10 protein-coding genes are annotated in these 12,232 nt (G+C 70.5%); 6 read left to right on the top strand and 4 right to left on the bottom strand.

Annotation, left to right across the window (positions count from 1 at the left end):
• On the bottom strand, window positions 1–1,332 hold the full coding sequence (locus ACZ7MG_RS07730) for a M14 family metallopeptidase (protein WP_471387963.1): 1,332 nt from the start codon (window positions 1,330–1,332) through the stop codon (window positions 1–3).
• A 431-nt stretch (window positions 1,333–1,763) separates the two neighbouring features.
• Between ACZ7MG_RS07730 and ACZ7MG_RS07725 the strand changes: the two genes are divergently transcribed.
• Window positions 1,764–2,165 (top strand): ATP-binding protein, encoded by a 402-nt coding sequence (locus ACZ7MG_RS07725; RefSeq protein ID WP_471388304.1) that lies wholly within the window; start codon window positions 1,764–1,766, stop codon window positions 2,163–2,165.
• Window positions 2,166–2,227: 62 nt separating this feature from the next.
• On the top strand, window positions 2,228–3,550 hold the full coding sequence (locus tag ACZ7MG_RS07720) for an Nramp family divalent metal transporter (RefSeq protein WP_471387961.1): 1,323 nt from the start codon (window positions 2,228–2,230) through the stop codon (window positions 3,548–3,550).
• Between the two features lie 43 nt (window positions 3,551–3,593).
• Here ACZ7MG_RS07720 and ACZ7MG_RS07715 read toward each other — a convergent pair whose 3' ends face one another.
• Entirely contained in the window at window positions 3,594–4,895 is a 1,302-nt protein-coding gene (locus ACZ7MG_RS07715; protein WP_471387958.1) for a hypothetical protein, read from the bottom strand.
• Window positions 4,896–4,957: 62 nt separating this feature from the next.
• Window positions 4,958–5,467 carry a SigE family RNA polymerase sigma factor gene (locus tag ACZ7MG_RS07710; protein ID WP_471387955.1) on the bottom strand — a complete coding sequence of 170 codons (510 nt, stop codon included), beginning with the start codon at window positions 5,465–5,467 and terminating at the stop codon, window positions 4,958–4,960.
• A 158-nt stretch (window positions 5,468–5,625) separates the two neighbouring features.
• On the opposite strand from ACZ7MG_RS07710, the gene ACZ7MG_RS07705 reads away from it, so the two are divergent.
• The gene (locus ACZ7MG_RS07705; RefSeq protein WP_471387952.1) at window positions 5,626–6,045 is read left to right on the top strand and encodes a hypothetical protein; all 420 of its coding nucleotides are present in this window, start codon (window positions 5,626–5,628) and stop codon (window positions 6,043–6,045) included.
• A 102-nt stretch (window positions 6,046–6,147) separates the two neighbouring features.
• Here ACZ7MG_RS07705 and ACZ7MG_RS07700 read toward each other — a convergent pair whose 3' ends face one another.
• The gene (locus ACZ7MG_RS07700; protein WP_471388301.1) at window positions 6,148–7,827 is read right to left on the bottom strand and encodes a chitinase; all 1,680 of its coding nucleotides are present in this window, start codon (window positions 7,825–7,827) and stop codon (window positions 6,148–6,150) included.
• Window positions 7,828–8,120: 293 nt separating this feature from the next.
• Here ACZ7MG_RS07700 and ACZ7MG_RS07695 point away from each other — a divergent pair, with 293 nt between their 5' ends.
• From ACZ7MG_RS07695 to ACZ7MG_RS07685, 3 genes are all read left to right on the top strand, one after another.
• Window positions 8,121–9,023, top strand: a complete 903-nt coding sequence (locus ACZ7MG_RS07695; RefSeq protein WP_471387949.1) for a hypothetical protein — start codon at window positions 8,121–8,123, stop codon at window positions 9,021–9,023.
• Between the two features lie 105 nt (window positions 9,024–9,128).
• A complete protein-coding gene (gene cpaB, locus ACZ7MG_RS07690) occupies window positions 9,129–9,845 on the top strand; it encodes a Flp pilus assembly protein CpaB (protein ID WP_471387947.1) in 717 nt (238 codons plus the stop codon).
• Between the two features lie 595 nt (window positions 9,846–10,440).
• Window positions 10,441–12,057: an AAA family ATPase gene (locus tag ACZ7MG_RS07685; protein ID WP_471387945.1), complete on the top strand. Its 1,617-nt coding sequence runs from the start codon at window positions 10,441–10,443 to the stop codon at window positions 12,055–12,057.
• Window positions 12,058–12,232 lie beyond the last annotated feature (175 nt).

Genomic DNA, 12,232 nt, shown 5'->3' with positions numbered 1-12,232 from the left:
CTAGCAGTACTGCGCTTCCTTGCCGATCGACCGGTACATGCAGTCCGAGTTCTCCAGCAACTGCAACACCGCGTCCCGGTTCCGCGAGGTCTCCCGGGCGATCACCTCGTCGGGCGGATAGAACCCACCCCCCGACGCCGACCCCGGATACATCTCGAACGTGTACCCGAAGATCTTCTGGTTGCCCCACAGCCAGTCGTCGATCGACCCGTCCGTGATGTAGAGGTCACTGGACTGCTCGGGCGTGTACCCGTTGCTCGCGGCCATCTTCCCGCCGACCGTGGCGAACGCGTTCCGGTCGTCCGCCGTCATCCCGGTCGCCGTGTCGGCGGTCGTGTACCCGAAGGGCCACAGCACCAGCTCGCTGTACGTGTGGAAGTCGATGCCGGTCCTGATCTGCTGGACCCCGCCGACGACCCGGCTGCGCACGAAGTTGGCGACGACCTTCACCTCGGGCGCCGACTCGGCGGACGCCCCCCGGTAGGTGTCCGAGGATGTCGACCCGGAGGAGCCGCCGCAGCAGCCCCAGCGGTAGTTCCAGTTGCGGTTGAGGTCCGTGCCGACGGCCGATGAACCGCTGTTGGGCTGCCGGTTCTTGCGCCACGAACGGTATGAGCCGGTGGCGACGTCGTACTCGCCGCCGTCCGGGTTGACGTCCGGGATGATCCAGATCTCGCGGTTGTTCACCATGTTGGTGACGCGGGAGTCGGTCCCGTAGTCGGAGGTCAGCTCGTTGAGCAGATAGAGCGCCATCTCGACGGTGAGGTGCTCACGGGCGTGCTGGTGGTGGGTGAACAGCACCTCGGGCTCGGCCTCGTCCGTGCCGACGTTGTCGCTGATCTTGATGGCGACGATGTTCCGGCCCTGGTACGTGGTCCCGATGACCCGCTGGCTGGCGATCGAACTGTTCGCCGCGACCACGGAGTTGATCTCGCTCGTCATCTCCGCGTAGTTGTGGTAGCGGGAGTCGGCGGACGGGAAGTCGAAGAGCCGTACGTCGTCCTCGCCGTTCGACCGGTCGGGGACCGCGCCCAGCGGGGTGATCTCGTAGCCCTGCTGCCTCAGCTTCTTGATCTGGTCCGCGCGGCCGGAGACGAACACCGAGTGGTCGTCGGCGTCGTCCACGGTCACACCGGCCTGCTGCAGCGCCGTACGGGACTTGCTGTCCGAGTGCATGTGGACCTCGTACTGGCGGATGTCGTCCGCCGAGGCCTTGGGCCGTTCGCCGCTGGTCGCCGTGGCGTCCGTGGTGGTCGCGGCGACCGGGGCGGAGAGGGCCAGCGCCAGCAGTGTGGCGAGGGCGGCGGTGCGGCCGCGTATGCGGAGTCGCATGAAGTCTCCTCTGTTCTCCAGGAATTCCGGGGTCTCCGGAAACGGGGAGTGGAGCGGGGGGTGGATCCTTGCGACGTGCCTCGGGCCGGCCGGCGACCGTGGGGGTGCCCACCGGCCCTGGTGCGGGTGTGGCGCTCATGGTCCGGGTTCTGGCATGACCAGGTCAAGAGTGACCGGGGAGTTCACGGCGCGCGCGAGCCGCCTGCAAGTCGCCCGCAAACGCGTACACAACCTCGTACGCGTACATCGGCCTCGTACGTGCCCAATTGCGGACGTACCTGGACCGGAAACAGGTATATGCACCGCCGGAAACGGGTATTCCTCCCCGTGTGCCGGGTACGCGCGGCGGCAACCCTGGAAGCATGCTGCAACTCTCCGGGGGTCTCCTTCCGGATTCCGGCCCCCATTTCGCCTCGTACCCCCAACCACCCATGGGTGCGGGCCATTTGAGCGTCGAGTACGACCCCCGTCCCACCGCCGCCGCGCAGGCGCGCGCGCAGGTGCGCAGGCAGTTGGAGGGATGGGGTCTGCTCGAACAGACCGACACGGCGGAGCTGCTGGTGAGCGAACTGGTCACCAACGCGCTGGTGCACGCGGAGAGCCGGCTGAAGCTGACGCTGTCGGCCTCACACGGTGTGCTCCGCTGCGAGGTGTCGGACACGGACGGCCGCCCGCCCCGGGTGCGCCGGGCGACGGAGATATCGGAGAGCGGCAGGGGCATGTTCCTGGTCGACGCGCTGGCCGGGCGCTGGGGCTGCCACCAGGACGGCCCCGGGGGCAAGACCGTCTGGTTCGAGCTGGGCACCTGCGGGATGGCCGGCTGCGTCGGCTAGGCCGAAGGGGCGCCGCGCACGCCCTCTTGTCCCCAGTGGTCCTTTAGGGTTTCTTGACCCCCATGGCGGACACCACGGGAAACCCCACAGACACACCCGCAACCTCCGACACCAACCCCCCACCCCGTAAATCCAGTTGGAAGTACATCGGTCCCGGCATCGTCGTCGCCGCGACCGGTGTCGGCGCCGGCGACCTCGTCGCGACCCTGATCGCGGGCAGCAACTTCGGCTACACCCTGCTGTGGGCGGCCGTCCTCGGCTGCCTCGTCAAGATCTCGCTCGCCGAGGCCACCGGCCGCTGGCATCTGTCCACCGGCCGCACCCTCTTCGACGGCTGGGCGAGCCTCGGCCGCTGGACGACGTGGTTCTTCGTCGTGTACGTCGTCGTCTGGGGCTTCGTCTACGGCGCCGCCGCGATGTCGTCCAGCGCCCTGCCCCTCCAGGCGCTGTTCCCGGACGTCATGGACCTGAAGTGGTGGGCCGTCCTCTGCGGTCTGAGCGGCCTGGTCTTCGTCTGGTTCAACAAGTACGAGGTCTTCGAGAAGGTCATGACGGTCCTCGTGGGCGTCATGTTCGTGGTGACCGTCTACCTGGCGATCAGGGTCACCCCGAACCTCGCGGACGCCTTCGCGGGACTGCTGCCGGTCCTCCCCGACGAGAAGGACTCGATCCTCAACACCCTGGGCCTGATCGGCGGCGTCGGCGGCACGATCACGCTGGCCGCGTACGGCTACTGGGTCAACGCCAAGGGCTGGACCGACACCGGCTGGATGAAGATCATGCGGCTCGACAACCGGGTCGCGTACATCACCACCGGCATCTTCGTGATCTCCATGCTCTTCGTCGGCGCCGAACTGCTGCACTCCGCGAACATCGCCATGGCCACCGGCGACAAGGGCCTGATCCAGCTCGGCGACATCCTGGAGGACGAGTACGGCCCGGCCACCGCCAAGTTCTTCCTCATCGGCTTCTTCGCCACCTCGTACACCTCCCTCATCGGCGTCTGGCACGGCGTGAGCCTGATGTTCGCGGACTTCGTGGCGCGCTACCGCTCGAAGGAGACGGCGAAGGGCGCGGAGGTCGCCTCCGGCGAGCGCGCGCGGTCCTGGCCGTTCCGCGCGTATCTGCTCTGGCTGACCTTCCCGCCCATCGTCCTGCTCTTCCAGGGCCAGCCGTTCCGCCTGATCATCCTCTACGGCGTGCTCGGCGCGGCCTTCCTCCCGTTCCTCGCCGCCACCCTCCTCTGGCTCCTCAACTCCTCCCGCACACCCCGCGAATGGCGCAACGGCATCCTCAGCAACGCCATGCTCGCCATCGCGGGCCTCCTCTTCCTGGTCCTGGCCGTCAAACAGATCTGGGACCAGCCGTGGGCGGACTTCTTCTGACCCCGGCGAACCCGAACCCCGAACAGTTGCCGAACGGGCGTGACTAGCCGAGCGTCTCCCACTTCCCGCTGGTGGCGATCTCCCTCAGCTGCGCCATGGTGAGCGCGGGGGTCTCACGGGTCGCGGCCGTGTGCTGGGCGCCGGAGTTGAAGGCGCTGATCACGACCCGCAGCCCGTCCGTGCGGAGCGTGTCCACGGTCCACATGACGACCCCCTCGCCGCCCTTCTCCCCGGCCTGCTGCTTCTCCGCGACCTTCGTGCCGTCGGGCAGGGTCTCCGCGTCGTCGCCGAACAGCGAGTCGGCCACATCCCCCATCCCGAGCTGCACGTTGATCTGCACCAGGCTCAGCCCCTTGCCGTCGTCGACGACGACATAGCCGAAGTCCGTCTCCTGGCCGCCCTTCGTGACGACGTCCACGTCCTCGGGGAGGAGCCCGTGCAGGGTCTCCTGGATCGCGGCGCCGTCGACGGTCGGCGCGTCCACGGAGGCGGAGCCGGGCTGCTCCGTCGACGAGGTCTCCTTCTCCTCCTGGTTCTCCTGCCCGCCGTCGCCCGTCGGCTTCTCCGTGATGGCGTCGACGACCGCCTGCCAGCCCGGGTCCGTGACGATGGCCTTCAAGGAGGCGGTGGAGAGCGGCGGTTCGGCACGCGTGATCGGCGCGTCCTTCTGCGCCTCGGCGTTCCACTCCATGACGCTGACCTCGTACCCCGCCGGATCGACCAGCTGCGCGTACCAGTGCTTGGTGTCCACCCGGCGGTCCGGGTACTCGTAGCCCTGGAAGAGCATCAGCCGTGCGCCGCCCGGCAGGGTGCTCTCCTCGCAGGAGTCGTAGCCGACGAATGTCTTGTCCGGGCAGTCGGTCAGCTGCCGGCCGTGCTCGCTGTCGGCGTCGATCCGCCCGAGCCCGAGCTGTACGGCCCCGCCGCCCTTGCCGTCGTCGTACACGACATGGGCGTACGGCCCCGGGTCCGCGCTCGTGCCACGGGCCGACTCCCCGCTGATCTTCCCGTCCGGCAGCAACTCCTTGAGCATGCCGAGGAGTTCGGCGCCGGACACCGCGCCGTCGTCGTCGCGGACCGCGGGATCGCGGGACCCCGCCGCCACGGACCGCTGTCCGCCCCCGTCGCCGCCCCCGGGCAGCAGCAGTGCTCCGCCCACGCCGACGAGCGCGATCCCGGCGACCCCGCCCAGTACGGCCGCGCGCCGGCGGAACAGCATCCGCCGGCCGCGTACGGCTCCGCCGCCGACCAGGGCGTGCCCGTCGGTGTCGAAGGTGTCGCCGGCCCGGCGCAGCGCATCGCCGAGCCGGTTCTCGAAGGGGTCTTCGTGCTGGTCAAGGGGCATGACGAACCGCCGTTTCCGCGCGTGGATGGGGAACTGGGGGAGGGGACTGTGTCTGTGTGTGCTCAGGGGGTGACGTACTCACCGATGCCGTCCCCGAGGAGGACGCGCAGGCGGGCGAGGGCGCGGACGCATCGGGTGCGTACGGCCGCCGAACTGGCGTTCATCGCCGCGGCGGTCTCCTCGACGGACCGGTCCTCCCAGTAGCGCAGGACGACCACGGCCCGGTCCTTGGGCGGCAGTTGGCCGAGTGCCTCGACGAGGGTGAGCCGCAGGGACGAGTCGGAGCCGGGCGCGGCGGGCACGTCCGGGATCACGTCGGTGGCCCGTTCCCGGCTGCTGAGCCGCCGCCGATGGGCCAGGAAGGTCCGCGTCAGCACGGTCTGCGCGTACCCGGCGGGGTTGTCCGCCCGCCGCACCCGCCCCCACTTCACGTACAGCCGGCCGAGCGTCTCCTGCACGAGGTCCTCGGCGAGGTGGGTGTCCCCGCCGGTGAGCAGACACGCGGAGCGGTACAGATGCCCCGCACGCGCCGCCGCGAACTCCTGGTATCCGTCCGCGCGGACTGGTCTCATCTCCGGCTCCCCCTGAACGAGCTCGCACGGGCCGTGGCCGTGTCTCTTCTTGTTGTCCCTCACTCCCTTGATGCGGTGGCCCCCGGGGAATGTTTCACGAGTGGGGGAGGGATACGGTGCGTACGAGTCACACCGACGGGGCAGAGGGACGAACAGCCATGGACCAGCAGCCACCACCGCCACCCGGAACACCGCCGGGCGCCCCCCAGGGCTTCGGCCCGCCACCTCCGCCGTACGCGCCACCGGCACCGGCACCGGTCCCCCACCCGTACCCGCAGGCGGGCCCCGCTCCCGCCCAGGGCCCGGAGTTCCTGGCCGTCGACCGCCGCAACTCGGTGGTCGTCGACGCCAACGGCGTCGCCTTCGAGGACCACGGCGTCTCCATCGACTTCTCCTGGCCGGAGATCCGCAGCGTCCACTACAAGGCGAGCGGCAACGGCAAGGCGCTCATGGTCGCCGTCATCCACCTGGACGGCACCTTCTTCGAATGCACGGTCGAGGCAAAACCCCGCGAGCGCCTCCACCAGTGGTTCGCGCACCTGGCCCAAGTACTGGGCTACTACCGCCCGATGGGCTGAGCACGGGGCGATCGACCGTGGTCCGGGCGCCGGCGGAGAACACGAGGCGTCCCGGACCACAGCCCTACAGGGGTCCCGGGGCCACAGCCCTACAGGAGCCCGTTACGGCAGCCCGTGCACATGCGGCCCCACCGCGTCGGACCACGCGTTGCCCGCCGTGGCGTCCCAGTTGGTCGACCAGGTCATCGCGCCCCGGAGGCCGGGATAGGTCCGCGGCGGCTTGAAGGAGCCGCAGTGGGTGCCCCGGGCCAGACAGTCGAGGGCGTTGTTCACCACGCTCGGCGCCACGTACCCGCTGCCCGCGCCCCGCGTCGAGGCCGGCAGCCCCAGCCCCACCTGGGACGGGGCGAGCCCGCCCTCCAACTGGATACAGGCGAGGGCGGTGAGGAAGTCCACCGACCCCTGGCTGTAGACCTTGCCGTCGCAGCCCAGCATGGAACCGCTGTTGTAGTACTGCATGTTGACGACCGTCAGGATGTCCTTGATGTTCAGCGCGGTCCGGAAGTACGCGTTGGACGTCGACTGCATGTCGATGGTCTGCGGAGCCATGGTGATGACGAGCGACGGGCCGGCCTTCGCCGACAACGCCCGCAACGCCTGTGTCATATAGGTCGCGTCGAGCCCGTTCTCCAGATCGATGTCGACGCCGTCGAAGCCGTACGTCCGCATCAGGGCGTACACCGAGTCCGCGAAGTTCGTCGCGGAGGAGGCGCTGTTGACCGCGACCGTGCCGCGCTCGCCGCCGACCGACACGATGACCTTCTTGCCGGCCGCCTGCTTGGCCCGGACGTCCGCCTTGAACTGGTCGACGGTGTAGCCGCCGAGCCCCGCCGAGTCGAGGGTGAAGTCGACCGCCCCCGGCGTGGCGGTGGCGTCCGCGAAGGCGACGGCGATGATGTCGTACTGCGACGGGACGTCGGCGAGCCTCTGCACCGCCGCCCCGTTGTTGAAGTTCTGCCAGTACCCGGTCACCGCGTGCTTCGGCACCCCGGTGCCGCCGCCCGGAGTCGCGGTCGTCGTCCCCGTCACGGACGCCGAACGGGCCGACTCCCCGGCCGAGTTGGCCGCCGTGACCTGGAAGGCGTACGAGGTGGAGGCGGCGAGCCCGGTCACGGTCGCCGAGGTGCCGGTGACCGACTGGACCCGCGTACCGCCCTGGTAGACGTGGTAGCCCGTGGCGCCCGACACCGGGCTCCAGGCCAGCGAGACCGACGAGGACGTGGAGCCCGCCACCGTCAGCCCGGCCGGGGCGGACGGGACGTTGGGCGGCTGGTCGCCGCCCCCGCCGCCGTCGGGCCCGAAGAGGGCCACGTCGTCGACGTGGTACGCGGCCTGCCCGTACCACCCATGGGTGTACACCGTCACCGAGGTCGTCGAGGCGCCCGTGCCGAAGGTGGTCGACAGCCGCTTCCAGCCCGCCGAGTCCGGCGTCCACGTGGACACGTCCGCCGTACCGGTGCCGGTCGCGCCCAGATAGGCGTACCCGCCCCGCACCCAGGCGCTGAGCGTGTACGTCGAGTTGGGCTTGACCGCCACCACCTGCGTGCAGCGGGCGTTGTCCTGTCCGGCCGGGGCGGCCCGCAGCGCGGACGCGCCGCCGTGCACGGGGGAGGAGACGGTGCCGCCGCTGCCCGCCGAGCAGTTCCAGTCGCTGAGCCCCGACTCGAATCCGGCGTTCCTGGCGTTGTTGACGTCCGCGGCGGAGGCCTGTCCGGCGCCGACGAGAGTGAGACCGAGGGCGAGGATGGCGGCGGCTACGGCCCTCGACCGGAACCGCCGCATTTGTATGCGTCTTCTCTGTCTGAACATGCTCGGTACGCTGGTCCAGACCAATCAAGTTGTCAATACTCCCCGCACAAGGCCCGTTCACCCGTACGTGTGGCCCAACACCCGCCCTGGCCTGCCGAGTTGAGGCATATGCGTCTCACTCTGTGTGGATACGGCCCGCACCTTCCGTGAGTTGATCAAGGAGATCCAGTGTTGATCGGGCCATGCCGTGGATATGGTGCTGATGCAAGACGATGCAGGAGGGACGTCCAGGGAGACGACCCCCCTCACAGGGGCCATCTGAGGCGGTGGTCGACCACCCCGCCGAAGTGAACGGGGTGGTGTGCAGCGTGCCGACCGCGATAGCCGTCACCAGTTCCGATCTGGTGCTCCCACCGCACGACCGGCAGACACCGCCCGCAGTCGTCCAGCCGCAGGAGACCCTGGAGGCCTCCCTGTTCGGCATGCACGCGCTCATCGAGCAGCACGGCTATGTCATCGCCCTCCACTCGACCTCCGACGGCACGGCCGTCGCCCGGCGGCTGCATACCGTCCGCTCCGTGCTGGAGAGCGACCGCATCGCCCTGCTCGGCGTGGACCTGCCGCCGCTCGGCCTCGCCCTGCTCGCCCAGCAGTTGCGCCAGCTGTCGGTGTGCGACTTCAGCCCGGGGGTGCTCGCCTCCTCCGTACGCCTCCTCGCGCACTACATCTACGCCGGCGCCCTCCTCGGCTCCGTCACCAAGCTCGACCGCGTGCCGGTCACCCTCACCTCGCACGCCAAGTCATGGATGCCGGGCGCCCAGTTCGCCGTCCTGGCCAACCCGCGGCCCCAGCTCACCCGCCTCAACGTCGCCGACCAGGAGCCCCTGGCCGGGCCCGAGTTCGGCACCCGGCTGCTCGTCGCACAGGGACCGCAGCCGCCGTCCGACTGGGTCACCGCGACCCTGGCACCGGCCTGGCAGGTCCAGGGTTCGCTGCCGGTGCCGTTGCCCGAGGGGTCCACGCGCTGGTGGGGGACCGGCAAGCTCGTCGAGTTCGCCGCCGGCCTCTCCGACGTCTCCGTGCTCTACCAGCTCGTCTCGTCCGTCCGCCGCGAGACCTGCCACTGGTGCGGCCTCGAACTCATCGGCGACCGCTGCGGGTTCTGCGCGGCGCCCTTACGGGAACCGGAACCACCACCCGTGCGCGCGCTGCCCCGGGGGGCCACATGACAGCCGTACGACAACTGAACAGGCCGTAGGCCGGAAAGGCTTCGCACGCCCCGTCAGTCGGTCTCTCCTTCTCCCTCTCCCCCCCCGATCGAGGTAGTTCGGCCAATGAACTCACGCCAGCGCCGCGGCGTCATCCTGCTGGTCCTCTCGGCCCTGTGCGCCCTGGCCGCCTTCGCCGGGGTGCTCTCGGTGATCCGTGACGTGAACGCGAAGGTCGGACCCGAGGTGACCGCGTACCGGCTCAAGGGCGACATCGCGCCCTACAAGGAGCTGACGGCGGGCCAGTTCGAGAGGATCTCGATGCCGGAGCGGTGGCTGTCCGCCACGGCCGTCACCGATCTCGCGCAGATCCGCGGCAAGATCGCCGTCACCCAGCTGCGCAAGGGCTCCCTGCTCCAGTCCGACATGATCGTCGACCGGCCCGAACTCGAAGCCGGGCAGCAGGAGATCGCGATCCTGATCGACGCCTCCACCGGAGTGGCGGGCAAGATCAACCCCGGCTCGCTGGTCAACATCTACGCCACCTTCGAGGAGAAGGACAGCGACTCCGGCAAGGACACGTCCAAGCTGATGGTCGCCGACGCCCGCGTCATCGACGTCGGCAAGCTGACCCCCCTCGAACCCGGCCAGTCCAGCAACGACCGCCGGCGCACGGCCACCGAGGCCGTCCCCATCACCTTCGCGCTCGACACCGCCGACGCCCAGCGCGTCGCGTTCGCCGAGTCGTTCGCCGAACACGTCCGTCTCGCCCTCGTCGGGGGCGGGGAGGCCACCGTCGTCGTACCGGACGACCGTTCGTACACCCTCGACGAGGACAAGTAGGAGGCCCCGCGATGAGGTCGGTCCGGAACGTCCCCACGAGGGCACCTCGAACGGAGGTACGCCGAATGCCACTACGGATGGCCACCCCGAGGCCACCCACGCACACCGCCCCACCCGGAACGAGCACGCCCCACACCCCGCACACCTCCGCGACGCACCCAACGGCACCCGGCGATGTGCGCACCTCCACGGCCGACGTGACCCGCCCAATGACACCCGGCGGAAGGTGCACCCTTGCGCCCGCCGTGACCCGCCCACCGGCACCCGACGGCCGAATGCGGACCTCGGCGACCGACGCCACCCGCCCACCGGCACCCGGCAGAATGCGCACCTCCACGCCCGCCGCGAGGCACCGACCCGCACCCGGCGATGTGCGGACCTCCACGACCGCCGTGACCCGCCCACTGGCACCCGACGGCCGAATGCGGACCTCCACGACCGCCGCCACCCGCCCACCCGCACCCTCCGGTATGCGTGTCCCCGCACCTGGCGGAATCCGTGTCTCCGCGCCCGCCGCCACCCGCCCACTGGCGCCCGGCGGAAGGTGCACCATCATCTGTGCCTCCGTGACCGGCGGAACGGGGAGGACCCACCGATGACCATCCGCGTCCTCCCCGCCGCCGGGGACGTCGAGTCGGCCCGCGCCCTCACCACCCTGCTCGGCCAGCTGGCCGACGCGGAACCGGCACCCCCCGTCTCCGACTCCACCGCCCTGCTCGACACCCTGGCGCGGCTGGCCGCCGACTCCCTGGACGAACTGCCCGAAGTCGTCCTCGTGCACGAACGGATCGGCCCGGTCCCGGCGTTGGACCTGGTCCGCGATCTCGTCCTGCGTTTCCCGGCGGTCGGCGTCGTCCTCATCACCTCCGACACCAGCACCGGCGTCCTCACCGCCGCCATGGACTCCGGCGCCCGCGGCATCGTCAACCTCCCCCTCGCCTACGAGGCCCTCGCCGAACGCGTCCAGGCCGCCGCCGCCTGGTCCGCCGGCATGCGCCGCCACCTCGGCAGCACCACCCCCGAGCTGTACACAGGCCCCGGCGGCACCGTCGTCACGGTCAGCGGCGCCAAAGGGGGCGTAGGCGCCACGGTCACCGCCGTCCAACTCGCCCTCGCGGCCCGCGCGTCCGGCCGTACGGTGGCCCTCCTCGACCTCGACCTCCAGTCCGGCGACGTGGCGTCCTACCTGGACGTCCAGTTCCGCCGCTCGGTCGCCGACCTGGCCGGCATCACGGACATCAACCCCCGCGTCCTCCAGGAGGCGGTCTACTCCCACGACACCGGCATCGCCCTCCTCCTGGCCCCCGCCGAGGGCGAACGCGGCGAGGAGGTGACCGACCGCGTGGCCCGCCAGGTCGTGGCCACCCTCCGCTCCCGCCACGACGTCGTGATCGTCGACTGCGGCTCCCAGATGAACGCGGCCACCGCCGCCGCCGTCGAAATGGCCGACCACGCCCTCCTCCTCGTCACCCCCGACGTGGTCGCCGTCCGCGCCGCCAAACGCATGGTCCGCCTCTGGGACCGCCTCCAGATCCGCAAGGCCGAGGAGACCCTGACGGTCGTCAACCGCCTCTCCCGCGCCACGGAGATCCAGCCCTCCCTGGTCGAGAAGATCACCGGCACGAAAGTGGCCCGCGCCGCCGTCCCCGCCGCCTTCAAGGAACTCCAGTCCGTGGTCGACGCGGGCCGCCTCCAGGACCTGGACACCCGCTCGGTGATCAAACAGTCCCTGTGGGCCCTGGCCGCCGAACTGGAACTGGTGGCCGCACCGGAACACCACGCCGGCGGCCGCCGCCGCAAGTCCTCCACCGACCGAGGCGCCCTCGTCCTCCGCCGCAAAGGGGGCGACCGGGGCTCGGCGACCCTCGAATTCGCCGGCATGTTCCCCCTGATTTTGATCACCATGGCCATCCTCTGGCAGGCCGCCCTCTACGGCTACACCTACTCCCTCGCAGGCAACGCCGCCGACGAGGCCGCCCGCGCCGCCACCGCCGCCTACGCCGTCGACGGCGACATAGCCGCCGCCTGCGAAGCCGCCGGCAGCGAACACCTCCCCGGCGCCTGGAACGACACCTCCATCGACTGCATCCCCGCCGGCCCCGTCATGCGCGCAGAGGTCCAGGCCACCGTCCCCCTCTTCTTCCCCGGCTTCGACGCAGGCTGGACAGTCAACGGCGAGGCAGGCGCAGCCCTGGAGGGGACCACCCCATGACCCCCACCCACCCCGACGCCACCTCCGACACCAGCGTGGTGACACGGCCCCGCCGGAGGACCACCCGCGCACGCACCGAGGCGGACCCCGCCGCCAAGGGCATCGTGACGCGCCCCCGACGGCGGGTCGGCCGCGTACGGCGAGAAGGGGGCGTGTCGGGGGGTGTCCGCCCGCA

The organism is Streptomyces sp. NPDC107538 (genome assembly GCF_055657445.1).
The sequence above is the reverse complement of the archived record's forward strand: the minus strand, read 5'-3'. Positions and strand labels throughout refer to the sequence as shown.

What these genes read in the sequence shown, in the direction of transcription:
- ACZ7MG_RS07730 (WP_471387963.1), bottom strand. Translation starts at nt 1,332, where the DNA reads ATGCGACTCCGCATACGCGGCCGCACCGCCGCCCTCGCCACACTGCTG.
- ACZ7MG_RS07725 (WP_471388304.1), top strand. Translation starts at nt 1,764, where the DNA reads ATGGGTGCGGGCCATTTGAGCGTCGAGTACGACCCCCGTCCCACCGCC.
- ACZ7MG_RS07720 (WP_471387961.1), top strand. Translation starts at nt 2,228, where the DNA reads ATGGCGGACACCACGGGAAACCCCACAGACACACCCGCAACCTCCGAC.
- ACZ7MG_RS07715 (WP_471387958.1), bottom strand. Translation starts at nt 4,895, where the DNA reads ATGCCCCTTGACCAGCACGAAGACCCCTTCGAGAACCGGCTCGGCGAT.
- ACZ7MG_RS07710 (WP_471387955.1), bottom strand. Translation starts at nt 5,467, where the DNA reads ATGAGACCAGTCCGCGCGGACGGATACCAGGAGTTCGCGGCGGCGCGT.
- ACZ7MG_RS07705 (WP_471387952.1), top strand. Translation starts at nt 5,626, where the DNA reads ATGGACCAGCAGCCACCACCGCCACCCGGAACACCGCCGGGCGCCCCC.
- ACZ7MG_RS07700 (WP_471388301.1), bottom strand. Translation starts at nt 7,827, where the DNA reads ATGCGGCGGTTCCGGTCGAGGGCCGTAGCCGCCGCCATCCTCGCCCTC.
- cpaB (WP_471387947.1), top strand. Translation starts at nt 9,129, where the DNA reads ATGAACTCACGCCAGCGCCGCGGCGTCATCCTGCTGGTCCTCTCGGCC.
- ACZ7MG_RS07685 (WP_471387945.1), top strand. Translation starts at nt 10,441, where the DNA reads ATGACCATCCGCGTCCTCCCCGCCGCCGGGGACGTCGAGTCGGCCCGC.